20 protein-coding genes are annotated in these 23,850 nt (G+C 67.6%); 16 read left to right on the top strand and 4 right to left on the bottom strand.

Annotation, left to right across the window (positions count from 1 at the left end):
- Nucleotides 1–623 precede the first annotated feature (623 nt).
- From G6N51_RS18435 to G6N51_RS18505, 15 genes are all read left to right on the top strand, one after another.
- Nucleotides 624–1,916 carry an EspA/EspE family type VII secretion system effector gene (locus G6N51_RS18435; protein WP_158086264.1) on the top strand — a complete coding sequence of 431 codons (1,293 nt, stop codon included), beginning with the start codon at nucleotides 624–626 and terminating at the stop codon, nucleotides 1,914–1,916.
- A 73-nt stretch (nucleotides 1,917–1,989) separates the two neighbouring features.
- Nucleotides 1,990–2,304, top strand: coding sequence for a type VII secretion target (locus G6N51_RS18440; protein WP_083175824.1), 315 nt, complete (start codon nucleotides 1,990–1,992; stop codon nucleotides 2,302–2,304).
- 2 nt (nucleotides 2,305–2,306) lie between these two features.
- Nucleotides 2,307–3,143, top strand: coding sequence for an ESX secretion-associated protein EspG (locus G6N51_RS18445; protein ID WP_083175826.1), 837 nt, complete (start codon nucleotides 2,307–2,309; stop codon nucleotides 3,141–3,143).
- Nucleotides 3,144–3,180: 37 nt separating this feature from the next.
- Nucleotides 3,181–3,780 (top strand): hypothetical protein, encoded by a 600-nt coding sequence (locus G6N51_RS18450; RefSeq protein WP_083175828.1) that lies wholly within the window; start codon nucleotides 3,181–3,183, stop codon nucleotides 3,778–3,780.
- Nucleotides 3,777–5,498: a type VII secretion AAA-ATPase EccA gene (gene eccA / locus G6N51_RS18455; RefSeq protein ID WP_083175830.1), complete on the top strand. Its 1,722-nt coding sequence runs from the start codon at nucleotides 3,777–3,779 to the stop codon at nucleotides 5,496–5,498. The genes G6N51_RS18450 and eccA overlap by 4 nt, the downstream gene beginning before the upstream one ends.
- Nucleotides 5,499–5,501: 3 nt before the next feature.
- Entirely contained in the window at nucleotides 5,502–6,953 is a 1,452-nt protein-coding gene (gene eccB, locus G6N51_RS18460; protein ID WP_083175832.1) for a type VII secretion protein EccB, read from the top strand.
- A complete protein-coding gene (gene eccCa / locus G6N51_RS18465; protein ID WP_083175834.1) occupies nucleotides 6,950–9,190 on the top strand; it encodes a type VII secretion protein EccCa in 2,241 nt (746 codons plus the stop codon). The genes eccB and eccCa overlap by 4 nt, the downstream gene beginning before the upstream one ends.
- A complete protein-coding gene (gene eccCb / locus G6N51_RS18470) occupies nucleotides 9,187–10,986 on the top strand; it encodes a type VII secretion protein EccCb (RefSeq protein ID WP_083175836.1) in 1,800 nt (599 codons plus the stop codon). Before eccCa ends, eccCb begins: the two co-directional genes overlap by 4 nt.
- 110 nt (nucleotides 10,987–11,096) lie before the next feature.
- On the top strand, nucleotides 11,097–11,243 hold the full coding sequence (locus G6N51_RS18475; RefSeq protein WP_158086265.1) for a hypothetical protein: 147 nt from the start codon (nucleotides 11,097–11,099) through the stop codon (nucleotides 11,241–11,243).
- A 35-nt stretch (nucleotides 11,244–11,278) separates the two neighbouring features.
- Entirely contained in the window at nucleotides 11,279–12,472 is a 1,194-nt protein-coding gene (locus G6N51_RS18480) for a PPE family protein (RefSeq protein WP_083175838.1), read from the top strand.
- Nucleotides 12,473–12,560: 88 nt separating this feature from the next.
- The gene (locus G6N51_RS18485; RefSeq protein ID WP_083175840.1) at nucleotides 12,561–12,863 is read left to right on the top strand and encodes a WXG100 family type VII secretion target; all 303 of its coding nucleotides are present in this window, start codon (nucleotides 12,561–12,563) and stop codon (nucleotides 12,861–12,863) included.
- Nucleotides 12,864–12,903: 40 nt separating this feature from the next.
- On the top strand, nucleotides 12,904–13,191 hold the full coding sequence (locus G6N51_RS18490) for a WXG100 family type VII secretion target (protein ID WP_067754652.1): 288 nt from the start codon (nucleotides 12,904–12,906) through the stop codon (nucleotides 13,189–13,191).
- Between the two features lie 105 nt (nucleotides 13,192–13,296).
- Nucleotides 13,297–15,033 carry an ESX-1 associated ATP-binding protein EpsI N-terminal domain-containing protein gene (locus G6N51_RS29790; protein ID WP_083175842.1) on the top strand — a complete coding sequence of 579 codons (1,737 nt, stop codon included), beginning with the start codon at nucleotides 13,297–13,299 and terminating at the stop codon, nucleotides 15,031–15,033.
- Entirely contained in the window at nucleotides 15,030–16,580 is a 1,551-nt protein-coding gene (gene eccD, locus G6N51_RS18500) for a type VII secretion integral membrane protein EccD (RefSeq protein ID WP_083175844.1), read from the top strand. The genes G6N51_RS29790 and eccD overlap by 4 nt, the downstream gene beginning before the upstream one ends.
- A gap of 92 nt (nucleotides 16,581–16,672) precedes the next feature.
- A complete protein-coding gene (locus tag G6N51_RS18505; RefSeq protein WP_083175846.1) occupies nucleotides 16,673–17,389 on the top strand; it encodes a hypothetical protein in 717 nt (238 codons plus the stop codon).
- A gap of 27 nt (nucleotides 17,390–17,416) precedes the next feature.
- Here G6N51_RS18505 and G6N51_RS18510 read toward each other — a convergent pair whose 3' ends face one another.
- Nucleotides 17,417–17,989, bottom strand: a complete 573-nt coding sequence (locus tag G6N51_RS18510; RefSeq protein ID WP_083175848.1) for a TetR/AcrR family transcriptional regulator — start codon at nucleotides 17,987–17,989, stop codon at nucleotides 17,417–17,419.
- 66 nt (nucleotides 17,990–18,055) lie between these two features.
- On the opposite strand from G6N51_RS18510, the gene espB (G6N51_RS18515) reads away from it, so the two are divergent.
- On the top strand, nucleotides 18,056–19,489 hold the full coding sequence (espB, locus tag G6N51_RS18515; RefSeq protein ID WP_083175850.1) for an EspB family ESX-1 secretion system-associated protein: 1,434 nt from the start codon (nucleotides 18,056–18,058) through the stop codon (nucleotides 19,487–19,489).
- Nucleotides 19,490–19,572: 83 nt separating this feature from the next.
- Here espB (G6N51_RS18515) and G6N51_RS18520 read toward each other — a convergent pair whose 3' ends face one another.
- The 3 genes from G6N51_RS18520 to espB (G6N51_RS18530) form a co-directional block, all read right to left on the bottom strand.
- Nucleotides 19,573–21,753: a hypothetical protein gene (locus G6N51_RS18520; RefSeq protein WP_163750752.1), complete on the bottom strand. Its 2,181-nt coding sequence runs from the start codon at nucleotides 21,751–21,753 to the stop codon at nucleotides 19,573–19,575.
- A 166-nt stretch (nucleotides 21,754–21,919) separates the two neighbouring features.
- Nucleotides 21,920–22,267 (bottom strand): YbaB/EbfC family nucleoid-associated protein, encoded by a 348-nt coding sequence (locus tag G6N51_RS18525; protein ID WP_083176801.1) that lies wholly within the window; start codon nucleotides 22,265–22,267, stop codon nucleotides 21,920–21,922.
- A 9-nt stretch (nucleotides 22,268–22,276) separates the two neighbouring features.
- Nucleotides 22,277–23,716, bottom strand: a complete 1,440-nt coding sequence (gene espB, locus G6N51_RS18530) for an EspB family ESX-1 secretion system-associated protein (RefSeq protein ID WP_163750754.1) — start codon at nucleotides 23,714–23,716, stop codon at nucleotides 22,277–22,279.
- Nucleotides 23,717–23,850 lie beyond the last annotated feature (134 nt).

Consider the following 23,850-nt stretch of genomic DNA (forward strand, 5'->3'; position numbering starts at 1 on the left):
CTCGGCCGAAGACCTCGATGTGATAAGCGCTTTCGGTGGCGACGCTTCCACGGGTGGTCCGACGGCGGCCGCGACGTCGGCCGGGCCGGCGTTCACACCCCCCACCATGACCCAGGCGGCCGAGGCGTCCTCGCACGCCGCAAGGGTTTCCGGGCCCGCGTCCCAGCACATGAGCATGATCAACCAGGCAACGGGCCGGGCGCAGCAACTCGCCCGGAGACAGCGCCCGCCGAGGAGCTCCAAGCCGCGGGGGCCGCTCCGGGCGCGGATGGCAACGAACGGGCCCCATCGAAGCCCCGGCGGCCGGCGTCGACGAGGAGGCGGCCCGGCGCGGCCGCGTCCGTTGACGCCACCGGCGGACCGAAGTCTCCGGAGCCCCTGGAGCAATACGATCGTTGCCTATCGACTCGGCTCGCCGGCTGAATCGTCGGTCTTCAGCACCGGCCGCTCTCCGGACGTAGACCCTCCCTTTTTGTTACGGCCGCGTTCACCGTTTGTTAGCCGAACCCTTTGTGCCCCGGGAAAATTCGTGCAGCGGGCCCTCGCCTCCGGGGGTTAGGCTCAACCTACCCTCCTCAACACGAGTACAACATCAATCAGCGAGCGTGAAGGGATACACCGCCGTGAGCCGTCTTGCAGGTATTCACGATCTGGCCTACTGCTTCACCCGCCTACAGGCCGGTGGGGGTGCCGCATATTCGGGGGACTGGCTGGGCCTGGGAGCGAACTTGGGCGCGCTCGCCGGGAAAGCGATGTGGTACGGCAGGAACCAGATCAAGGTCCTCGCGGACGCGCTGAAAACCCAGGGCACCAAGACGCTGCCGACACCGACGGCGATCATCGACGTCGCGATGGTGGCGATCTCGGCGGTCGACCTTCTCAATGGGTTCTGGACTCCCGACAAGGGCGCCTCATTCACCAGCGGCGCTGACAAATACGAGACCGTGTACCTCTACCTGAACGATGCCGCCCCGGACCCGCGGGACTGGAGCGGGGACGCGGCCAAGGCGTACGCCGACGCGACCGCCGCACTGCAGGCACTCGTGCAGACGATGCAGGATCTGGACAAGAAGATGCAGACGCTCATGGCCGACCAAGGCTCCGAGGTCGCCAAGGCGCACAACTGCATCGCGATGACGCTGCTGGGGCTCGTCATCGCCCAGGGCATTGCCCTGGCGCTCTACCTCATCCCCGTGGTCGGCCATGAAATCTCGGCGGCGTGGCAGATCATTGCCGCCTTCGCGGCATGCGCCACCGTCTTGGCGTTCGAGATGTTCACGCTGTCCAACTCGATGTCGCTGTCGAGCCAGATCCACGCGGTCGCCCTCGAGTACGGTGTGGTCGCCGAGAAGGCGATCCCCACCAGCTCGTTCGCTCGGATAGAGGTGAAGGGGGCCGACGAGACCACGGCGGGCGACTTCAAGGCCATCTCCGCCAGCATGTCGGCCTTCACCGCCGCGCCCACGGTCGCCTCATTGGCCGGGCTGGCGCCGACGACCGGCGATTCACCAGAGGAACGCGGCGTCCTGGGTGCGCTCAAGAGCGACGGCGCGACACCCGTCGAAACCGCCGCGGCGGCCACGACACCGGCGGCGACAGCGCCCACCCTGAGCCAGGTCGCTCAGGCGTCCGGGCAGCTGGGGCAGATGTCCGGGCAAATCTCTCAGCCGATGAACTTCGTCAACCAGATGATGGGGCAGGTCCAACAACTCGCCTCCACGGGTCAGCAGCGCCAGGGCGCAACGCCGCCCGTCGAGAATGCCACCGAGGAGCCGGCCCCGGCGGAGGCCGCCGCGGCGGGTAACGGCGACGGGGCGGCGTTGGGCACCGCCGGCGCCGGGCGCGCACCGATCGACGGCGCTGCGGTCGGCGACCAAGCGGCGCACGCGCCGGGCCGGCCGCAGCGCGTCCTTTAGCCCTGGCCAGTGCGGCAAAAACCGATACGAGTCAAGGCAACAGCGAGTAGAAATATCCGTTGAGGAGATTCCCATGGCAACGTTGAACGTCGACGAAAACTATCTCGAGAAACTGGCGACCAAACAGGGGCAAGCCGCCACCAAGGCCGCCGAAGCGGCGTCGGCCGCCAGCAACACCGAGACCGCGGTGTGGGTAACCCACGGCGTCATCAGCGGAGCGTCCAACGGCGCGTTCGTCACCGCCGAGAAGCAGCGCCGCGGCGCGGGCCAGAACATCGGGCAGCACGCGTCGGATCTCGCCGCGAAGTTGCGCGTCGCCAGGCAAACATACGGCGGCGTCGACGAAGAGTTGAGCGAAAACCTCAACAAGCAGATGCGCGACAGCTGACCATGTCCGGTCCCCTCTCTCCCGGCCTTGCGGGCCTCGACGATGTCGTCGGGGTGGAGGTGACCGTCGACGGCATGCTGGTGATCGCCGACCGGCTGCACCTGGTCGACTTCCCGACGGTGCTCGGGATCCGCCCGAACATCCCTCAAGAGGAATTGCGGGATCTCGTCTGGGATCAGGTGCAGCGCGACCTCACCGCGCAGGGGGTGCTGGACCACCGGGGCCAACCCCACCCGGCAGTGGCAGCGATGGTCGACACGATCAGCAGGCCCGACCGCAGCCTCGAGTGCCGTTGGTGGCGGCGCGATCTCGGCGGCGTCATGGTGCGTTTTGCGGTGTGCCGCAAGGGTGAACGCCACGTCATCGCCGCGCGTGACGGCGACCTGGTGGTGCTGCAACTGGTGGCCCCGCAGGTGGGGCTGGCCGGCATGGTGACGACCGTGCTCGGCCCGGCCACGCCCGCCAACGTCGAGCCGCTCACGGGTGTCGCGGCCGAGCTGGCCGGATGCAGCACCGCCGGCCAACTGGTCCAGCACGGCGCCACGCCGGCATCGGCCCGCGTCTACGCCGAAATCATCAGCGATCCAAGCAGTTGGGTGGAGATCATCGCCGGCCAGCGGCACCCGGGAGGAACGTCCACGCATACCGAGGTCGCCGCCGGTGTCCTCGACTCGGTGCACGGCAGGCTGGTCTCGCTCCCCCGCCGCGTCGGTGGCGAGCTCTACGGCAGCTTCCTGTCCGGCACCCAAGAAAACCTGCAGCGCGCGCTGGACGGCCTCATGGAGTTCCTCCCGGCGGGCGCCTGGTTCGACCGCGTCGAAGCCTCCGCCGGGGGCTGACCCATAGCCCCGATCGATAGTTCAGAAAGAAGGAACCATGCCGCAGTACGACGACCGCGATGATCTGGCCGCCCTGGATTTCTCCACCACCGAATCCGGTGCCGACACCCTCGAACAGTCAGACGCGCTGGACTTCTCGACCCCCGCAGAGGATGACGAGGAGTCGGCCGTCGATGCGTTGCACGACTACGCGCCGAGCGAACCCGAGGATCTGGACACCGACCTCGCCGCGATCGAGTCGCAGACCGAAGCCACCCAGGAGGCCGGCGAGGGCGACGAGGAAGTCCCCCAAGAGTTCACGGTGACCAATCCCCCCGAGACGGTGTCGGTGTCGGCGCTGATGGACGGAAGGACGCAGCGCGTCGAGCTGTCCCCGAAGGTGACGAGCATGAGCGAGACCGAGCTCGCCGAGGAGATTCTCGTCATCGCGGACCTGGCCAGGCAGAAGGGCCTGGCCGCCCAGCACAGCTACCTGTTGGGAGACGATTCCCTGTCGGAAACCATGCGGGAGATGGGAATTGACGGCAACGACGTCGTACGCGACTTCATGGAGAACGGCATCGGTTTGACGACGCCGGAGCAGGCTGCCGCGGCGCAGGCGGAAGTGTTCGCCACCCGATACTCGACCGATAAATGACGGAACATCTGGCCGGCCTGTTCGAAAGCGCGGTCGGCATGCTGCCCGTGTCGGAGGCACGGGCGCTGGATCTGTTCACCGAGATCACCAACTACGACGAATCCGCCTGCGACGCATGGATCGGCCGCATCCGCTGCGGAGACACCGAACGGGTCACGTTGTTTCGGGCCTGGTACTCGCGAACCCATTTCGGCCAGCTTGCCGGGACCGCCCAGCTTTCGATGAACGCCGTCGGCGCGCGGCTCCCGATCGGCGGCCCCTACGGCGACATCACCTACCCCGCCAACTCGCCCCTGGCGATCACCATGGGCTTCGCCGTAAATGAGGCGGCGCAAGGGAATTACGCCGACGCGATGGAGGCCATCGAGAACACTCCGGCCGCAGGCGCCGAGCACCTCCTGTCGTGGGTCAAGGCGGTGATTTACGGCGAGGCTGGGCGCTGGACCGAGGTCATCGACGAAGTCAGGGGCGCCGGGAGGTGGCCCGACGAGTTCTTGTCCGCCGCTGCCGGGGTCGCGCACGGGGTCGCCGCGGCCAACCTGGGTCTGTTCACCGAGGCCGAACGCCGGCTCACCGAGGCGAACGCGTCGCCGGCCGGTGAAGCGTGCGCGCGGGCCATTGCCTGGTATCTGGCGATGACGCGCCGCAGCCAGGGGAACGAAGAAGCGGCGGTGGCGCTGCTGGAATGGCTGCAAACCACCCATCCCGAACCCAAAGTGACTGCCGCGCTGAAGGACCCGTCGTACCGCCTGACGACCACCAGCGCCGAACAGATCTCCGCCCGCACCGACCCGTGGGACGCGAACACCGTCGTGGCCGACACCTCGGGCCGCGACAAGTTGCTCGCGGAGGCGGAGGCCGAGCTGGAGCGGCAGATCGGACTCACCCGGGTCAAAGAACAGGTCGAGCGATACCGCGCCGCCACCCAGATGGCTCGGGTGCGTGCGGCGCGCGGCATGAAGGTCGCGCAACCCAGTAAGCACATGATCTTCACCGGGCCGCCGGGAACCGGCAAGACGACCATCGCCAGGGTCGTGGCCAACATCCTCGCCGGCCTGGGCGTGATCCCCGAACCGAAGCTCGTCGAGACCGCGCGTAAGGATTTCGTCGCCGAATACGAAGGCCAGTCCGCCGTCAAGACCACCAAAACCATCGATCGCGCGATGGGTGGTGTCTTGTTCATCGACGAGGCGTACGCGCTGGTGCAGGAACGGGACGGGCGGACCGACCCGTTCGGCCAGGAGGCGCTGGACACGCTGCTGGCGCGGATGGAAAACGACCGGGACCGGCTGGTAGTGATCATCGCGGGCTACAGCTCCGACATCGACCGGCTGTTGGAGACCAACGAGGGCCTGCGATCCCGCTTCGCCACCCGGATCGAATTCGACTCCTATTCACCCGAGGAGATCCTGGAGATCGCGAAAGTAATTGCGGCCGCCAATGACTCGGCGATGAGCCCGGAGGCGGCCGACAATCTGCTGCAGGCGGCGAAGCTGCTGAGCCAGCAGACGGTGCGCGGCAAACCCGCGCTCGACATCGCCGGCAACGGCCGCTACGCGCGCCAATTGGTGGAGGCCGGCGAGCAGTACCGCGACATCCGGCTGACCCGCTCCGCCGACTTCGAATCGCTCGACGAGGACCGCCTGCGCGAGATCAACGGCGAGGACATGACCGAGGCGATCGCCGCGGTACACGGACGACTCAACATCATCGAGTGAGGCATGGCGGGATTTCGGCTAACCACCAAGGTTCAGGTCAGCGGCTGGCGCTTCCTGCTGCGACGCCTCGAGCACGCCATCGTGCGGCGTGACACCCGCATGTTCGACGATCCCCTCCAGTTCTACAGCCGCTCCGTCGCGCTGGGTGTCCTCGTCTCGGTGCTCGTCGTGGTCGGGGCCCTGGCGATGGCGTACTTCAAGCCGCAGGGCAAGCTGGGCAGCGGCAACCTGTTCGTCGACCGCGCCACCAACCAGCTCTACCTGATGGTGTCGGGCCAGTTGCACCCCGTCTACAACCTGACCTCGGCGCGGCTGATCCTGGGCAACCCGGCCGAACCGAAGGCCGTCAAACCCGCTGAACTCAACCGCTTTCCCAAGGGCCAATCCGTCGGCATCCCCGGAGCCCCGTATGCCACGCCCGTGTCGTCGGACTCCTCGTCGACGTGGGCGCTGTGCGACACCGTCACCAAGGCCGAGAGTATCGCCCCCACCCTGCAGACCTCGGTGATTGCGATGCCGCTGCAGATCGAGACGCCCGTGATCGACCCCATTCTCCCGAATGAGGCACTCCTGGCGTCCTACCAGGGCAAGGACTGGGTCGTGGACGCACACGGGCGGCACGCAACGAACCTGAGTGACCGCCCGATGACCTTCGCCGTGGGGATCCGCGGAACCGCCAAGCCCAGCCCCATCTCCGAAGCCATGTTCAACGCGCTGCCCGATGCCGGGTCCTGGCAGCTCCCTCCGATTCCCGGCGCCGGATCTCCCAACACTTTGGGGCTTCCCGAACAACTGGTGATCGGCTCGATCCTGCAGATCCACGCGAACTCGGGTCCGCGCTACTTTGTGGTGCTGCTCGACGGCGTCGCGCCCGTCAACGCCAACACCGCCGCCGCGCTGCGCGCCATACAGTCCTACGGGCTGGTGGAGCCGCCGGCGGTGGTGCCGAGTGAGATCGTCAAGATCCCCGAGGTGGTGTACAACTCGCCGCTGCCCGACGAACCGGTCAAGATCGTTTCCCGGCCGCAGGATCCCACGCTGTGCTGGACGTGGGAACGCAAAGCCGGCGAACAAGCACCGAAGACCGCGGTGTTGACCGGTCGTCACCTGCCGATACCGGCGTCGGCGATGAATTCCGGCATCAAGCAAATCCAAGGCCCCGCAACCGTTTACACCGATGGCGGCAAGTACGTGCAGCTGCAGTCCCCCGACCCACGGTACGGCGAATCGCTGTACTACGTCGACCCACAGGGGGTGCGCTACGGGCTGCCCGACGCCCAGGCAGCCTCGGCATTGGGCCTGAGCGGGCCGAAGACGGCGCCGTGGGAGATCGTGCGCCTGCTGGTAGACGGCCCGGTGCTGTCCAAGGAGGCCGCGCTGCTCGAGCACGACACGCTGCCCGCTGACCCCAGCCCGCGAAAGGCGCCGGCGGCAGCCGCGGGAGGACCCTCATGACGACCAGGAAGTTCACCCCCACCGTCACGCGCGGACCGCGGCTGACGCCGGGCGAGATCAGCCTCACCCCGCCCGAGGACCTCGGGGTGGACATCCCGCCGTCGGGTGTGCAGAAGGCCCTTCCCTATGTCATGGGTGTCTGCATGCTCGGCATGATCGCGATCATGGTGGTCACCGGCACCAGGCAGCTGTCGCCGTACATGCTGATGATGCCGCTGATGATGATCATGATGTCGATGGGCATGATGGCCGGCCACGGCGGCGGCGGCAAGAAGGTTCCCGAGATCAACGCCGACCGCAAGGAGTACCTGCGCTATCTCGCCGGACTCCGCCCCCGGGTGACGTCATCGGCCAGCGCGCAGGTCGCGTTCTTCGGTTACCACGCACCACATCCCGACGATCTGGGGTCGCTCATCGGGACGCCGCGGCAGTGGTCGCGCCCGGCGAACGCCGACTTCTATGCCGCGACCCGCATCGGGATCGGTGACCAGCCGGCGGTCGACCGACTGATGAAGCCGTCCGCGGGCGGTGAGCTGGCGGGTCCGACCGCGGCGCCGCAGCCATACCTCGAGCCGGTCGCCAACATGTGGGTGGTCAAGTTCCTGCGCACCCACGGGCTCATCCATGACTGCCCGAAGCTGGTGCAGCTGCGCACCTTTCCGACGATCGCCGTGGGTGGTGACGCGGCGGGAGCGGCCGGCCTGTTGACCGCGATGGTCTGCCACCTGGCCGTCTTCCATCCGCCCGACCTGTTGCAGATCCGGGTACTGACCGAAGACCCGGACGACCCGGACTGGTCGTGGTTGAAATGGCTACCCCACGTGCAACATTCGACCGAGACGGACGCCGCCGGGCCGGTCCGCATGATCTACACCCGCCCGGATCACCTCGCCGACCTGGCGGCCCGCGGGCCGCATACCCCCGACTCGCTACCCGGCGGCCCCTACGTCGTCGTCATCGACCTGACCGGCGGTAGGGCCGGCTTTCCGCCCGACGGGAGGGCCGGCGTCACGGTGATCACGCTGGGCAATCACCGCGGCTCGAACTACCGCATCAGGGTCGCCGACGACGGGACCGCCGACGACCGGTTGCCGGGGCAGCAGTTTCGCCAGGTGACGTCGGTCGCCGACCGCATGTCGGCCCAGCAGGCCACCCGCATCGCGCGGAAACTGGCGGGTTGGTCCATCACCGGCACGGTGCTCGATAAGAAGGGCACCGGCATCCAGAAGAAAGCGGCGACCGAATGGCACCAACTGGTCGGTGCCCACAGTGTCGAAGAGGTGACGCCGAGCCGGTGGCGGATGTTCACCGATACCGACCGTGATCGGCTGAAGATTCCGTTCGGCCACGAGCTCAAGACCGGCAACGTCATGTACCTCGACATCAAGGAGGGCGCCGAATTCGGCGCCGGACCGCACGGCATGCTCATCGGCACCACCGGCTCGGGGAAGTCCGAATTCCTGCGCACGCTCATCCTGTCGCTGGTGGCGCTGCACCACCCCGACCAGGTGAACCTGCTGCTGACCGACTTCAAAGGCGGCTCAACATTTTTGGGTATGGAAAAGCTGCCGCACACCGCCGCCGTGGTCACCAACATGGCCGAGGAAGCCGAGCTCGTCAGCCGGATGGGGGAGGTCCTGACGGGCGAACTCGACCGTCGGCAGGGGATTCTGCGGCAGGCCGGCATGAAGGTCGGCGCCGCCGGAGCGCTGTCCGGCGTCGCCGAGTATGAGAAATACCGCGAGCGGGGAGCCGATCTACCGCCGCTGCCAACGCTTTTCGTCGTCGTCGACGAGTTCGCCGAGCTGCTGCAGAGCCACCCCGACTTCATCGGGCTGTTCGACAGGATCTGCCGGGTGGGGCGGTCGCTGCGCGTGCACCTGCTGCTGGCCACCCAGTCGCTGCAAACCGGTGGCGTGCGCATCGACAAATTGGAACCGAACCTGACGTATCGCATCGCGCTGCGCACCACCAGTTCCCACGAATCCAAAGCAGTGATCGGAACCCCGGAGGCGCAGTACATCACCAACAAAGAGAGCGGTGTCGGCTTCCTGCGGGTCGGCATGGAGGACCCGGTCAAGTTCAGCACCTTGTACACCGGCAACACCTACGTTCCGGCGACTCGGGCCGAGACCAACGGCGAGGGCAACGGCGCCGCCCCGCAAACCGGCCCGAAGAAGGTGCGCATCCAGCAGTTCAGCGCGGGCCCGATGCCCGACGAGGTGATGGCGTCATGACGATCGAGGCCGGCAAGGGCCGCGCGTTGCGCGAGGTGGTGCTCGAACAACTCAGCACCACCGAGTCGCGCGCGTACAAGATGTGGCTCCCCCCGCTGACCGACCCGACACCCATCAACGAACTCATCGCTCAGGACCACCCCCAGCCCCTTCGGTTCGCGCTGGGAATCATGGACGAGCCGCGCATGCACCGGCAGGCGACCTGGGGCGTGGACGTGTCCGGCGCGGGCGGCAACATCGGCATCGGGGGAGCGCCGCAGACCGGGAAATCCACGCTGCTTCAGACGATGATGCTGTCGGCCGCCGCCACCCACTCACCGCGCCAAGTGCAGTTCTATTGCATCGATCTCGGCGGCGGTGGCCTGATCTATCTCGAAAACCTCCCGCACGTCGGAGGGGTGGCGACTCGCTCGGAGCCCGACCGCGTCATGCGCGTGGTCGCGGAGGTGCAAGCCGTTCTGCGGCAACGGGAGGCGACCTTCAAGGAGCACCGGGTGGGTTCGATCGCGGCGTATCGGCAGCTGCGCGAGGACCCGAACCAACCGGTCGCGGCCGACCCCTTCGGCGACGTCTTCCTGGTCATCGACGGGTGGCCGGCTTTCGTCAGCGAGTTCCCCGATCTCGAGTCGCAGGTCCAGGATCTGGCCGCGCAAGGGTTGTCGTTCGGCGTCCACGTCGTGATCACCACCCCACGCTGGACGGAGCTGAAGTCGCGGGTGCGCGATTACCTCGGCACCAAGATCGAGTTCCGCCTCGGCGACGTCAACGACACCCAGATCGACCGGGCCACCCGCGAGATTCCGGCGAATCGCCCGGGCCGGGCGATGTCGACGGAGAAGCACCACTTGATGATCGGCGTCCCCCGGTTCGACGGTGTGCACAGCGCCGACAACCTGGTGGAGGCGTTGACCGCGGCGGTGGACGAGGTTGCCGCGCAACACACCGAGCGGGCGCCGAGGGTCCGGGTCCTGCCCGAGCGGATCTACCTCTACGAACTCGACCCGCACCCGCCGGGGCCGGATTCCGACTACCGCACGCGCTGGACGATCCCCGTCGGGGTCCGGGAATCCGATCTGTCCGTGGCCCACGCGCACATGTACACCACGCCGCATCTGCTGATTTTCGGTGCGGCCAAGGCCGGCAAGACCCGCACCGCCCACGCGATCGCGCGGGCCATCTGTGCCCGCAACAGCCCCAAGCAGGTGCGCTTCATGCTCGCCGACTATCGCTCCGGGCTGTTGGACGCGGTGCCGCAAAGCCATCTGCTCGACGCGGGCGCGATCAACCGCAACAGCACGACGCTCGACGAAGCAATCAAAGCGCTGGCGGTCAACCTGCAGAAGCGGCTGCCCCCGGCCGACCTGACCTCGGCACAACTGCGGTCCCGGTCGTGGTGGAGCGGATTCGATGTCGTTCTTCTCGTCGACGATTGGCACATGATTGTGGCAGCCTCCGGCGGAATACCGCCCATGGCGCCGCTGGCGCCTTTATTGCCCGCCGCTCAGGATATCGGGTTGCACATCATTGTGACCTGTCAAATGAGCTCCGCGTACAAGGCGACGATGGATAAGTTCGTCGGCGCCGCGTACGGGGCCGGATCGCCCACCCTGTTCCTTTCGGGCGATAAGCAGGATTTCCCGTCGAGGGATATCCAGGTCAAGCGGCGGCCGCCTGGCCAGGGGTTTTTCGTCACTCCCGAGGGGAAGGAGGTCATCCAAGCCGCCTACTTGGATCCCCCAGAAGAAGTGCACTCAGCACCCCCAGGGGGCGGTTACGATTATCCCAGCGCCCAGTAGGAAGCACTGGACCACCGCCCGCATAACGAGCCGAGACTGCGTTGTCGCAAGCGTTGTTTAGCCCTAATTGAATAACTTATTGCGCGCGGAAGTACAGGTGAGGTACGCAAATGCAAAAAATGGCACTTGGCCCGACGGTTGTCGATATTGTCGGCGCAGTCGCGGCCAATAGCGACCCGAGTGTGGCGGCGACATTGGTGGCGGTCGACGAAGTCGACACCGGCCGCTTCGGCATCGCGGCCGGCTTCCACGGATAGCCGAAAAGTACACGCAGACAAGGGGACTGGATACCATGTTGTGGCATGCGATGCCACCGGAGCTGAACACCGCCCGGCTGATGGCCGGAGCGGGGCCGGCGCCGATGCTGCAGGCCGCCGCCGGGTGGGAAGCGCTGGCGGGCGCCCTGGAGGCGCAGGCCCTGGAGCTGTCCGCGGCCCTGGTCTCCCTCAAGGCCTCGTGGTCCGGGATGAGCAGCGAACGCGCCATCACCGCGACGATGCCGATGGTCGCCTGGCTGCAAACTGCGGCACAGCTGGCCCAGGACCGCGCAATGCGCGCCGCCGCGCAGGCCGCCGCCTACACGACGGCACTGGCCATGACGCCGTCGCTGCCGGAGATCGCGGCCAACCACATCACCCACGCGGTTCTGACGGCCACGAACTTCCTCGGCATCAACATGGTGCCGATCGGACTCAACGAAACGGATTATTTCGTCCGAATGTGGAATCAGGCCGCGGCCGTGATGGACATCTATCAGGCGGAGACGATCGCGAACACGGCCTTCGAGCCGCTGCCACCCGTCAAGCCGATCCTGCAACCGGCGGCCGGCGAGGCGGTGACCACCGCGGCGCTGAGCAACCTGTCGGCCGTCGGCTCCGACGCCATCCCCGGGGCCATGCGTGCGCTCTCGGAGGTGGCCGACGAGATCCCCGAGAGCCTCCCCGAGGCCGGGGTGCCGCTCGAGCAGCCGGCTATGCCGTCGCTGGGACAGCTGGGTCAGCTGGGTGGGCCGATGCAGCAGCTGATGCAGCCGCTGCAACAGATCACGTCGATGGCCGGCCAGGCCGGCGGCATGGGCGGGCCGGGCGACAGCCTGGTCGGTGACAAGCTCGGCGACCTGCCCGGCAAAGACGGTGCGCAGCTGGGCCTGCTCGGCGCCAGCCCGCTGTCCAGCCACCCGCTGGCCGGCGGAACCGGGCCCAGCGTCGGCATGGGACTGATGCGCTCGGAGGCGCTGCCCGGCGCGGGCGGCACCGCGGCGCGCACGGGGATCATGAGCCAGCTGATCGATAAACCCGCACAAGTGGTTACGCCCGCCGGCGCCGGCGCCGGGTCGTCGGCCGCGGGCGGCGCGGCCCCCGTCGGCATGGGCGGCTCGGCCGCTCAATCCGCGGGCGCCTCCAGGCCGGGTTCGGCCGCCCCGGCGCTGCTCGCCCGCCCGGATGAAGGCGACGACGTCGATTTCGAGCACGAGGACGACTGGTGAGCGCCCACAGAGAAAGACTTCCCGGCCGCCCGGGCCGGAAGACTTGCCATTACTTGGCGAGGACAGCAAACAGAGAAAGTAGTCCAGCATGGCAGAGATGAAGACCGATGCCGCTACCCTCAGCGCGGAGGCTAGCAACTTCGACAGGATCTCCGGAGAGCTCCAGCGGGTCATCCAGACCGTGGAGTCGACCGGGGGCGACCTGGCCGGCCACTGGCGCGGTCAAGCCGGTGCCGCCGCTCAGCAGGCGTTGACGCGCTTCCACGAGGCGGGCCAAGCCCAGATCAAGGCGCTCAGCGAGATTTCGCAGAACATTCACGGTGCCGGAATCCAGTACTCCTCGGCCGACGAGGAACAAGCCAGTTCTCTGTCGTCGCAGATGAACTTCTGACCCATCACCCCTCAGCAACACAAAGAAACGGAGCAACAATATGTCGGAACAGTCGTGGAATTTCGCCGGTATCGAAGCGGGATCCAGCTCGATTGCGGGCGCTGTGCAAACCACCCAGGGCCTTCTCGACGAGGGGAAGAGTTCCCTCGCCAAGCTGGCCGAGGCGTGGGGCGGCAGCGGTTCGGAGGCCTACCAGCAGGTCCAGCGGAATTGGGACGACACCTCCGCTGAACTCAACGCCGCGTTGCAGGCGCTGTCCCAGCGCATCACCGAGGCCAGCCAGGCGATGGCTCAAACCGAATCCGGCGTCACGGGCATGTTCACGTAAGACGATGGCGAGCGGCGAAGCACGAGATTGGGCCCCGTCGACCTGACCGGCGATTTAGGCTCTTCTCGTGCTTCCTCGCATGAACCGCTTTGACGGAAGGGTTTGATGGCGGCCGACTACGACCGGCTCTTCCAATCCCTCGAGGGGATGGAAATACCGGATGAGGCCACGGCGCAGACGGAATTCGACGTCAATGCGCCGGTCGCCATGCCGTCCAGCCCTCCCGAACCCAACGGCCATCCCCCGCCACCGATGCCGATCGACCTGGCGGATCGTGCCCTTCCCAGCCGGGCGGAATCGACACCGCCCCCGGTCGACTGGTCCCAACCAAGCAAGCCGGCCAAGCCCCCGATGCCGGTCGAGCTGCCCGCGCAATCCCCCGCCGGTCCAACGGAATCGCCCCCGGCGCCTCCACCGATGCCGGTCGACGCGCGCCCACAACCTTCGCAGGCGCGGGTCGGGCCACCGCCGGTGGAGCGGCCGCGGCAACCTCCGCCGGCCCCACCCGAATCCGCACCAGCCGACCGGCGCCACCGGCAGCCGCCGCCGGTGCGGCCGGAATCGTCTGCGCCCCAACCGGAACCGCGGGTCCAACCCCCCGCCCCGCAGCCGCGGCACGCGCGCCGCGCCGGCCGCGATGACTCCGACGCGCCAAACATGCCCAACGCCGCCCCAGGCCGGCACGGCCACCGCGCCGAGAGCCGAACGGTTCGCGCGAAAGCAGCGGTCGGCCCGTCCGCGACGTCGAGTCCGGGCGCCGGCCGCCCAGCGCCGAAAACCAACGGCGGGCCGGTGCCGTTGCGGGACCGTGAACCCACTGTGGTTCCCGCCCGTCCTCCTCGCCCCACGGGGCAACCGCTCACCGAGGCACCGGCGCAACCGCAATCGCCTCGAACACCGGTGAATGGTGATCGCGGCAGCACAGATGCCGTCGCCCACATCGGCGTGCAACCGGCCAGGAAGCCGGCGGAAAAGGCGGTCCCTCAACGGGGTTGGCAACACTGGTTGCACAAGCTGACGCGCATCAACGCAGGCCTGTCCCGGGACGAAAAATACGAGCAGGACTTGTACCGGCGAATTCGCCGCATCCCGAGCGGTTCTCATCAGATCGCGGTCGTGAGCCTCAAGGGCGGGGTGGGCAAGACGACCTTGACGGTCGCCCTCGGCTCGGTGTTGGCGCAAGTGCGAAGCGACCGGATCCTGGCGTTCGACGCGGATGCCGACTCGGGGAACCTCACCGATCGCGCGGGCCATCGGTCCGGCTCGACTGTCGAGGAAATGCTTGCAGAGAAGGATCTTTCGCATTACAACGACGTCCGCGCGCACACCGGCGTCAACGCGGTCAACCTGGAGGTGATCGGCGCGGCGCGGTACGGCACGGCGCAGCCCGCGTTCAGCGCCGCGGACTGGCAGTACGCAGCCGACGCGGTGTCGAAGTTCTACAGCGTGGTCCTGGCCGACTGCGGCGCGGGTCTGATGCGCGGCGTGCTCGCTACGGCGTCCGGGGCGGTCATCGTGACCAGCGCATCGGTCGACGGCGCCCGGCAGGCGGCGGTCGCGATCGATTGGTTACGCAACAACGGACATCACGAATTACTCGGCCGCGCGTGCGTGGTGATAAACCATGTTGCGCCGGGAGAGCCCAATGTCGCCATCACCGACCTGGTTCGCCAATTCGGGCAGCACGTTCGGCCGGATCGGGTTGTGGTGTTGCCGTGGGACAAGCACATTGCGGCCGGAGGCGAGATCGACATTCGCCTGCTCGACCCGGTCTACAAGCGTAGGATTACCGAGCTTGCCGCAGCACTGTCCGACGATTTCGACAGGGGTGAACGTCGTTGAGCGCACCCACCGCAACCGCCGGCGCGGCCGCCGCCGCGGGGCCCGCCGGCGCCACGCCCGCCAAGCCCACGACGACGCGGGTGACCATCCTCACCGGCCGGCGAATGACCGACGTCGTGCTGCCGTCGTCGGCAGCGATAGAGACCTACATCGACGACACCGTCGCGGTGCTGGCCGAACTGCTCGAAGACACTCCGGCCGATGTGCTGGCCGGCTTTGACTTTTCCACCCAGGGCGCTTGGACTTTCGCCAGGCCCGGAGCCCCGCCGCTGAATCCCGACAAGTCACTCGACGACGCCGTCATCGTCGACGGGTCGCTGCTGACGCTCGTCTCGGTGAGCCGCACCGAGCGGTACCGGCCGCTGGTCGAGGACGTCATCGACGCGATCGCCGTGCTCGACGAATCGCCGGAGTTCGACCGGACCGCCTTGAATCGCTTCGTCGGCTTCGCGCTTCCCGTGGTGTCCCTGGCGATTACCGCCATCGCGGCACTGGCGTGGTGGAACACCGGGCGTCACCTGTGGTGGCCGCTGGCGCTGGGTATCGCTGGGCTCTTGGCGCTGGCGGGCAGCTGGGGCGCCAAGAAGTTCTACCGAAATCCGAGCCTGTCGGAGAGCCTGCTCGTGACGGCGGTACCGCTGATCACAGCCGCTGCGGCACTGGCCATTCCACGGCCGCGCGGAGCCGACCCGCTGGGCGCGCCCCAATTGGCCGGCGCCGCCGCGGTCGTGCTGTTCTTGGCGCTGCTGACCCGGGGCGGGCCCCGTCGCCGTTCGGAGCTCGCGTCGTTTGTCGTGATCACCGCCATCGCGGTCACCGCGGCGGCCGTGGCCTTCGGCTATGGCTGGCAGGACTGGGTACCGGCGGGAGCGATCGTCTTCGGGCTCTTCACCATCACCAACGCGGCCAAGCTGACCGTGGCCGTGGCCCGGATCGCCCTGCCTCCGATTCCCGCGCCGGGCGAGGCCGTCGATCACGACGAATTGCTCGATGCCGTTGCCGGTCAAGAGGTCGGCGACGACAAGGAGGCCCGGACCTGGCAGGCGATCATCGCCTCGGTGCCTGACTCCGCCGCACGCCTCACCGAGCGCAGCGAATTGGCCAAGCGACTGCTGAGCGGATTCGTGACGGCCGGCACCCTGGTGCTGACGGTGGGCGCCATCGCGATCGTGGTGCGCGGGCACTTCTTCGTGCACAGCCTGCTGGTGACGGGTTTGGTCACGGCCGCTTGCGGATTCAGGTCGCGTCTCTACGCGGACCGTTGGTGCGCGTGGGCGCTGCTGGCGGCAACGGTCGCGATCCCGGTTGGGGTGACCGCCAGGTTGAGCATCTGGTATCCGCACAGCGCTTGGCTGTTGCTGACCATCCTCGCGAGCACCGGCCTGATTGCGCTGGCTGCCGTCGCCGCGACGATCGGGATTCGCCGTGTCTCGCCGGTGATGAAGCGCGTTCTGGAACTGCTCGACGGCGTCCTGGTCGCCGCGATCCTGCCAATGCTCTTGTGGATAACCGGCGTCTACGACATCGTCCGCAACATCCAATTCTGACGACGGGGGTGGCGCCCGAAATTGCCGCAGTTCCAGGGGTGCGGGGTTGGGTAAGATTCTCGTGACGGGAAACGCGCAGAGGAGATCGGCTGATGATCGAACCATTGGTCGTTGAGCCCTCCCGTTTGGAGGCCGCGGGAAACACGTTGCGCGAACTGGTCTTTCCTGTGCCGCCCGCCCCGATCGTGGCTCCCGGGACGGATTCCGTGTCGGCGGCGGTCAATGCGACGTTGCCTATCATCGAATCGCCGGTGATCGATGGATTGCCCGCCGTCAAGGCCGCGCTGACCAAGACGGGATCCAGCATCGCCGCCGCGGCCGCAATGTACACCGACACCGACGAACGCCTCGGTGACCACCTCACCCAGGTCGAGTTCCGCGGCGCGGCAACGGAGCCCGCGGCCGGCGGTTCGGCCGAGAAGCCCGCGGGGGCTCCAGTAGACGAACCGACGGACGACAAGAAGGCCGGCCCTGCCAAGCCGCCCATGCAGCCCGCCACGTCGGCGCCCCAACTCGATCAAATGGCCGGTGCGGCAGGATCACTGGGATCCGTGATGCAGGGCATGCAGGGGGCGATGGGCAGCATGCAGGGCATGCAGGGCGCCGGTGCCACGCCGGCGCAACTCGCTGACAGCACCAAGCCCGACGACGGGGCGCGTCAGGTCGACGAGGAAAAGAACCACGAAGGCGAGCAGCCGGGGGTGCCCGCCGAGGGCGCGGCACCGGGTTCCGAAACCTCCCAGGGCGCACCGGTGGCGGCACCCTCGACGGCGGGGCCCGAAGCGGCGCCGTCGGAGATCACCCTCTGAGCCGATAGTCCCCGGACCCGCCGCGCCTCAGTGGGGCTGAGCGAGCGTTTCCGCCTCGGAGGCGATGGACCGACCGAGCTCGTCGGCGGGTAAGTCGTGCAGTCCCGAGGCCGAGCGCAGCAACGTTTCGAACATCCGCCAACCGAGCAGCAGCGCGCCGGCGTGCGCCGCCGCCAGTCGCGCGGCTTCATCGCTGGGGTGCCGCGGCCGAATCTCGTCAAGGAGCCTGGCCGCCGCGGGGAAGCCGGTCTGCAGTCGGCCTGCCGGATACCCGTCGAGCAGCGCCCGCGCGATCACCCGCAACTGGTGGTCGCCGGCGGCCTCGATTTCGTCCACCGGTGCTCCGCGGTCCATCAGACCGGCCAGCTGGGCGGCCAGCTGATCGAGCACGGCGGCGACCAACCGCTCTTTGGTGCCGAAATGCCGGAAGGCCAGGCCGTGGTTGACCCGCGCGTGGACGGCGATATCGCGAATTGATGTGGCAGCCGGTCCCCGCTCGGCGAATAGCCGGCCGGCGCTGTCGATGATCGCCGCGACCACCTCTTCCCGGCCTGTCGGACATAACTGCTGGTCCGGTGGTCTTGCGTCTGATGTAGTCATATGACTACACTACCGGATAAGTCGCTGTAGTCATTTGACTACAGCACCGACTCGGAGGAGACGACCGTGACGCAGACGCTGACGCAACCGCAGGCGCTGAGTGTGGAGTACCAGGAGCTGATGACGCGAGCCGACGAGGTGGAGGCCGCGATTCCGGGCCAGCCCGTCGAGAACCCCGGCGCGCCCTGCGCCCTGGACATGGTCACCGCGGCCGCCTCGCAACTTGCCTTGTCCGCCGACAACATGCGGCTTTATCTGGGCGTGGGCGACCGGGAGCGCCGGCGGCTGGCGGAGTCGCTGCGAAACGCTGCCAAGGCCTACGAGGAGGTGGACGAAAGCGCGGAGGAGGCCATTGACAACGGCACGTTCGTGGCGTCGGCGACGCCCGGCCTCGCGGACGAAGGGCCGGAGCCCGTGACGCTGAGCGATACGAAAAAGGTTGCGACGCCGATTGAAGAGACACCTTATTACCCGGTCCGGCAGGCCGCCAAGGACATCGCCGCGCTTGATCAGGGCATCTCGTTCGATCTGTTCGCGTCGGCGTGGACCGTTCACCAACGGACGCTGCTGGAAGCCCGCTATCGTTTCCGGCCGTTCGTCGATTGGTACGGCGACGCCGCGTATGCCGTTGAAGACAACTTCGATTCGCACAGGTCGTGGTTGGACCAGATGGCGGCGTTGTCCGGCACGATGGTCAGCCAGGCGCAAGGCGTCATGTCAACGCACCGCTGGGCCGTCACGGAGCACCCCACGGTGGCGCAGCTGAAGGAACTCGACGACGCCTGGGTCCACTTCCAAACGCACTTACCCGCGGCGCACTGGAAGGGCAGCGTCAAGCCCGCTCTGGAAGAGGAGTACGCGAGGTTGCAGAAGAAATCGGAAGAGGTGCTGGCCGAGTACGAAAAGCGGGCGGCCTTACCGTTGGCGCCGATCAATCCCCCCAAGCCTCCTGCCGCCTACTACATCGCTCCGCCTCCCGAGCCTGGCTCGTACGAGACGGATCCCGGCATCCCGTACGACGAGCTGCCCTACGGCGACGAATATGTGACCACCCCGACGGGCATGCCGAGCACGCCGTTTGCCGGCACGCCGCCCATGCCCACCGACCCGACGCCAGCGGGCGCATTGAGGGGGGCGCCCGCTGGCTCGACAGCGCCGGGTGTCAAACCGGCCTCATTCGGGGGCAAGGGAATTGGTGGTGGCGTGCCCTCGATGCCCTTGCAGCCCCCGATGGACGCCGAAGCGGCGTCACGACCGGTCGGCGCGGCCGCCGGGCCCACGGGACCGGGCCGCGGAATCCCGAGCGCCACGGCCGGTTTGGGGGCCGGTGGCATGGGAGCGGCGCCGGTGGGCGCTCCCGGCGCGCAGGGGCAGCACAACGCCAAGGGCAAGCGCGCGACGCAGGACCAGGAGTCGCTCTATACCGAGCAGCGGCCGTGGACCGAGGGCGTCATCGGTCGCCGGCGCAGGGACGTCTCCGAGGGAAGGGAGGCCAAGTAATCGGTCAACGCTCAAACGAAAGCGGGCCTTTCCCATCTCGGCCGAGGGGTGCCGGGAACCCGGGAGAGGCCCGCCTTTTCGTTTCACGACGCGTCGGACAGGGCCGCGGCCAACAACCCGGCGAGGTGCTTCCAGTAGAGCCAATCGGCGATGGCGGCGCGCTGGGCGGCGGCGTCGACCGCGGTGTGCGCCTGGTTGAGGATGACCTCTTGGGCGTGTTCGGCGTAACGATGGAAGGCCCGAAGGTGTGCGACCCGTCGCCCGGGCGCACGACTGGCGAGGGGTTTCATCAGCTCGAACCACAACATGGGCCGCTCGTCGGCGCTGGGGCTGTCATCCTGCGGCGGCACCGGCATCTCGGCCAGCATCTCCTGCAGGCTGATCTTCCCTTCGGCCAACAATGCCGCGAGCCGCGCGGCGGTCTCGGGATCCATCAACTCATCGGGCGCGCGTTGCTGGTCAGCCGACGGCTTGGCATCCGCCGGCGCCGGCGGCAATATGCTCACCAACCGCACATCTGTGGTGGCCGCCAGCCGATCCGCCGCCTCGGGGTCAACGACCTCCAGGCGTGAACGACCTATCATGTCCCCGCTGTCGGGGATGTCGTCCGGCTTGAGCACGATCTTGGCCGCGCCGGAATCGGAATTGGCCAATTGCTCCTCGGTCGCGATCACCGCCCGGAGTTTCTTATCGTGATGGTCCGCCCAACCCTGCACGGCCATCACCGGATAAGTGGCCCAGCCGGCCCGTTCGGCGGCAGCGATCGATTCATCGGCGCTGGCCATCTGCACCTGTTCGGGTAATTGGATGCCGTCGGGGATGTAGGCGAGCCCGTAGCTGTTGGCCACCACGATCGCGCCGTCGGTGGTCACCGCGGTCACCCAGAAGAAGCCGAGATCGCCCGCGCCGGGACTGCCGGGGGCGTTCAACGCCGCCGCGACGCGCCGCGCCAACCGCAGCGGATCGGTCCCGCCGCTCTGGCGGCGGGCGGCGTCGGCGGTCGCGGCCTCGGCGATGGCGTCGCGTTCGGCGCGCGCTTTCGAGACCGGGATAATCGGCGTCACCACAACGGAATCCGCCGAGTCAATGCGTTCAGCCGACGGCGCCGGATCGGCAGCGAGAGCACCGGGGCCGGCCGGCCGGGCTGCCCGGTTACCGGCCGCGGCCGGTCTGGTGGTGGCCGTACCGCCTGCCGACTTCGCCCCGGCGGACGCGCTCGAACCCGCCCCGGCGCCCGCACCGGCTCCGCCGCCCCGCGATCCGCCACCCGCGGCCCCCATCGGCCCGGCCGGCATGCCGGTCGCTCCGGCCGGCGCGGCCGCGGCCGCGTCTTCCGTGCGGGGCGCCACCGACGGCGACATCAGCGACGCCGGCGTCATGCCTTTGCCACGTCCGCCCGAACCTAGCGGTTCAGCCGACGCCGCCGGACTCAGCGGGGTTGCGGGACCCAGAGAACCTCCCGGTACGCCTCCCGGTCCGCCCGGCACCGCCGGGCCGGACCCGCCCGGCGCGGCGGCGGGCGGTACGGGCGGCTGCCCAGGCAGGGAAGGCATTCCGGGCGGCGGTTGCGCGCCACCACCCGTAGGCATTCCGGGTGGTGACAGCGGCGGCGCCGCCGGCGGCGGGCTCACGGGCGCGGGTGGCGCGGGATTGGGCCGTGGGCGCTCTTCCTCCACCGGTGGTGTCCGGACAGGGGCATCAGGAAGCGTGACCGGGGGCGGTGTCTTCTGATCGAGCAGGTCCTGTAACGCGTTGTGGGGCGGCTGCCATGCTTTGCTCGCCACGATCCGCTCGGCGGCGCCCGTCACCACGCTGAGGTTCGTCCCATAGGTGGTGCTGACCACCGTATTGATCGCGGCGGTCCGCTCGGCGGCATCCAAGGTCGAGTCGGTCTCGAGCGCCCTGATCTGTGTCTGCGCGGCCTCCACGATGTCGCTCACGTCCCACTTGGCCCAGGCGATCGATTCGGCGACATACCTGTGCCAGGTGATCACCGTCGCCAAACCGTTCTGCAGTTTCTTCAGTTCATCGATGTTGGTGCCGAGCTCGCTCTTGGCGGCGGTGGCGGCACCACCCGACCAAAATCCTCCGTCGAAGATTTCGCTCTGTTCGTGCTGGCAGGCCTCCAACACCGCGGTGACCTGCCGCAGCAACTCGGTGTAGCGCTGTGCCCGGTCGTAGTAGTTGTCCTCGTCCACTTCCGGCCACGCGTCGGGGGCAAGCATCTGCGCGGCGTACTCGCCCATCGGCTTCGCAACGCCCATCGCCTACTCCTCTGCGGGCGGCACGGGCGAACCCATCGGCCGTCGGAAGGTACGGAACTTCATGGTTATCAAGCGTAAGCGAGGTTCGGCCAAGCCAACTGCGCCAAATTGAGCAGCCGTCACCGTTCGCGGCGCCCAGCACTCCTTGGCTGCCACCGGGTTTCGCTCAGGTCAGGTCGAAGGTCTCTTTGAGCGATCCGGCGATGCCGGCGGCCAACTCGATGAGCCGCTCATGCTCGGCGTCGATGGCCTCGGTCGCTGCCGCCTGTGCGTTACCAATCGCCTCGTTGATGCGTTGCTCGACCATGTCGGCGCCGAGCCGCAGTAGCCCGTCTTCGATATGGAGGCCGGTCAGGCAAAGCCGGGCGTTGAGGGTCACCTCGACGCTCTCGGATTCGTCTGTCGCGGTGAATAATTCGGTGTCCGTCCGGTGCTGCTGGTCTTCGAGGGCAGACTGAAATTGCTGGGCCTGTCGCAGCACCTCTGCCACCTGGGGGTGCATCTCGATGGTCATTCGGGGTCCTTACTTGTCGGGGGCTGCTGCCTTGCGTGGGCGATTACCGATAACGCCTTCGGTCCAGGGCCGCTCCTCGGTGTAGAGCGAGTCATCATCGGACTGCACACGTTTGCCCTTGCCCTGGTTCTGCCCCTGCCCGGCACCCCCCATCGGAGCCATGCCGCCACCCATGCCCCCGCCGGCGGCCGCCGCCGCACCCGGCATCGCGCGGCCCGGGCCGGCGGCCCCGGGTGCCGCCCCGGCCGGCCGTGACGCCGCCTCGGAATCCACCGCGGGCTGGAGCGGCATCCCGGGCACGCCGCCCCCGCCGCCGCCCCCCAGCGACGCCGGTTTCATCCCCGCACCGGCGGGCATACCGGGCTTGCCCTTCAACGCGTCTTTCATGGCGGCGTCCATGGCCGCCTTGTCCGGCGCTCCGCCCATGCCCGGCGGCATTGTCGGCAGGGTGGGTGGGGTGCCAAGCCCCCCCTCGTCGCCGGGCAGGCCGTCATACGGGCCCCCGGGAATCGTCCCGTCGCCTTCGCCGGGCGCACTGGGGGCATCAATTCTCGTGGCCTTGGGCGGGTTCCTCGGAATAACGGGCTGTAGCGGCAGGTTCGCCTCCCGCACGTAGTTGCCCAGCACCTCTTCCGATTTCTTCTGCAAATCCTGGTACCAGGTCATGATCATGTACAGATAACCGTGGGGATCACCCTCAGTCATGTACTTCTTGTACCAGCTGTCGCATGACTCGATATCGTATGGAGTCGGATGCTCCCATCTGGCCTTCTTGTGGGCGTCGTGGACCGCTTTCGCCTGATTAGAGACCTGAAGGCAGCTTTGCACCATCGCGAAAATGTAATTGCGATGTTCCTGGAAATTTTGCTCAACCAATATCTGGTTGTCGCTTTCCCAGCTCTTGAATGGCCGAAACCGGTCCAGCGTTTTCTGTTGCAGTTCTAGCTGAAACTTTTCCCATTGCCGCGAGAAGTCCAGGAAGGCCGCTCCCTGGTCGGGGGCTTCAATGTCGTATGCGGCCTGCCTGACCTCGTAATAAGGATATTCGAAGGGAGGCGGCGGGGGAGGTGGCGGCGGCAGCGGGTCGTAACCCCAATCCTCGTTGGGATCACAATTGGCCGCCATCAGGTCATTCCCGCCGGCGGACCTCGTCGCCGCCGACTCCGACATCGAGTTGCTTATGGCCTCGGCGGCACCCTCATCCACCTCTTCGTAGGCCTTGGCGGCATTCCGTAGGGATTTCGCCAGCCGCTGATATTCGCGTTCACAGTAAGCGAGGTACTCCCGTATCGTGTCGGCGGACATCGCCAGCTGTTTGGCAGCGCCCAGGGAAATCGAAAGAGCGCACGGCGCCTGCGGGTTGCCCTGCGGTGGAACGGGCAGCGGCTCTTCCAGCTCGGCAGCGCGTGCTATCAATTCTTCGTATTCGACCTTCAGCGTCTGCGTCATATCGGATCGTTCTCCTCGTGCTACCAGACCATCGCCAGCGCGTCATACATTGATCGCGGAGGCCGGTAGCACACCGTTGTTGAAGATCGTTGCTGGTCAGGCAGGGCTGGGGCGTTGTGGGTCGTCGGAATAGG

Origin of the sequence: Mycobacterium paraseoulense (assembly GCF_010731655.1) — a bacterium.
GTDB classification, from domain to species: domain Bacteria; phylum Actinomycetota; class Actinomycetes; order Mycobacteriales; family Mycobacteriaceae; genus Mycobacterium; species Mycobacterium paraseoulense.

Excerpts from the sequence above, each read along its gene's own strand:
- G6N51_RS18475 (WP_158086265.1), top strand. The coding sequence starts at position 11,097 with ATGCAAAAAATGGCACTTGGCCCGACGGTTGTCGATATTGTCGGCGCA.
- G6N51_RS18490 (WP_067754652.1), top strand. The coding sequence starts at position 12,904 with ATGTCGGAACAGTCGTGGAATTTCGCCGGTATCGAAGCGGGATCCAGC.
- G6N51_RS18510 (WP_083175848.1), bottom strand. The coding sequence starts at position 17,989 with ATGACTACATCAGACGCAAGACCACCGGACCAGCAGTTATGTCCGACA.
- G6N51_RS18445 (WP_083175826.1), top strand. The coding sequence starts at position 2,307 with ATGTCCGGTCCCCTCTCTCCCGGCCTTGCGGGCCTCGACGATGTCGTC.
- G6N51_RS18450 (WP_083175828.1), top strand. The coding sequence starts at position 3,181 with ATGCCGCAGTACGACGACCGCGATGATCTGGCCGCCCTGGATTTCTCC.
- G6N51_RS18525 (WP_083176801.1), bottom strand. The coding sequence starts at position 22,267 with ATGACCATCGAGATGCACCCCCAGGTGGCAGAGGTGCTGCGACAGGCC.
- G6N51_RS18505 (WP_083175846.1), top strand. The coding sequence starts at position 16,673 with ATGATCGAACCATTGGTCGTTGAGCCCTCCCGTTTGGAGGCCGCGGGA.
- G6N51_RS18440 (WP_083175824.1), top strand. The coding sequence starts at position 1,990 with ATGGCAACGTTGAACGTCGACGAAAACTATCTCGAGAAACTGGCGACC.
- G6N51_RS29790 (WP_083175842.1), top strand. The coding sequence starts at position 13,297 with ATGGCGGCCGACTACGACCGGCTCTTCCAATCCCTCGAGGGGATGGAA.
- G6N51_RS18520 (WP_163750752.1), bottom strand. The coding sequence starts at position 21,753 with ATGGGCGTTGCGAAGCCGATGGGCGAGTACGCCGCGCAGATGCTTGCC.
- eccB (WP_083175832.1), top strand. The coding sequence starts at position 5,502 with ATGGCGGGATTTCGGCTAACCACCAAGGTTCAGGTCAGCGGCTGGCGC.
- eccCa (WP_083175834.1), top strand. The coding sequence starts at position 6,950 with ATGACGACCAGGAAGTTCACCCCCACCGTCACGCGCGGACCGCGGCTG.
- eccA (WP_083175830.1), top strand. The coding sequence starts at position 3,777 with ATGACGGAACATCTGGCCGGCCTGTTCGAAAGCGCGGTCGGCATGCTG.
- G6N51_RS18485 (WP_083175840.1), top strand. The coding sequence starts at position 12,561 with ATGGCAGAGATGAAGACCGATGCCGCTACCCTCAGCGCGGAGGCTAGC.
- eccCb (WP_083175836.1), top strand. The coding sequence starts at position 9,187 with ATGACGATCGAGGCCGGCAAGGGCCGCGCGTTGCGCGAGGTGGTGCTC.
- G6N51_RS18480 (WP_083175838.1), top strand. The coding sequence starts at position 11,279 with ATGTTGTGGCATGCGATGCCACCGGAGCTGAACACCGCCCGGCTGATG.
- espB (WP_163750754.1), bottom strand. The coding sequence starts at position 23,716 with ATGACGCAGACGCTGAAGGTCGAATACGAAGAATTGATAGCACGCGCT.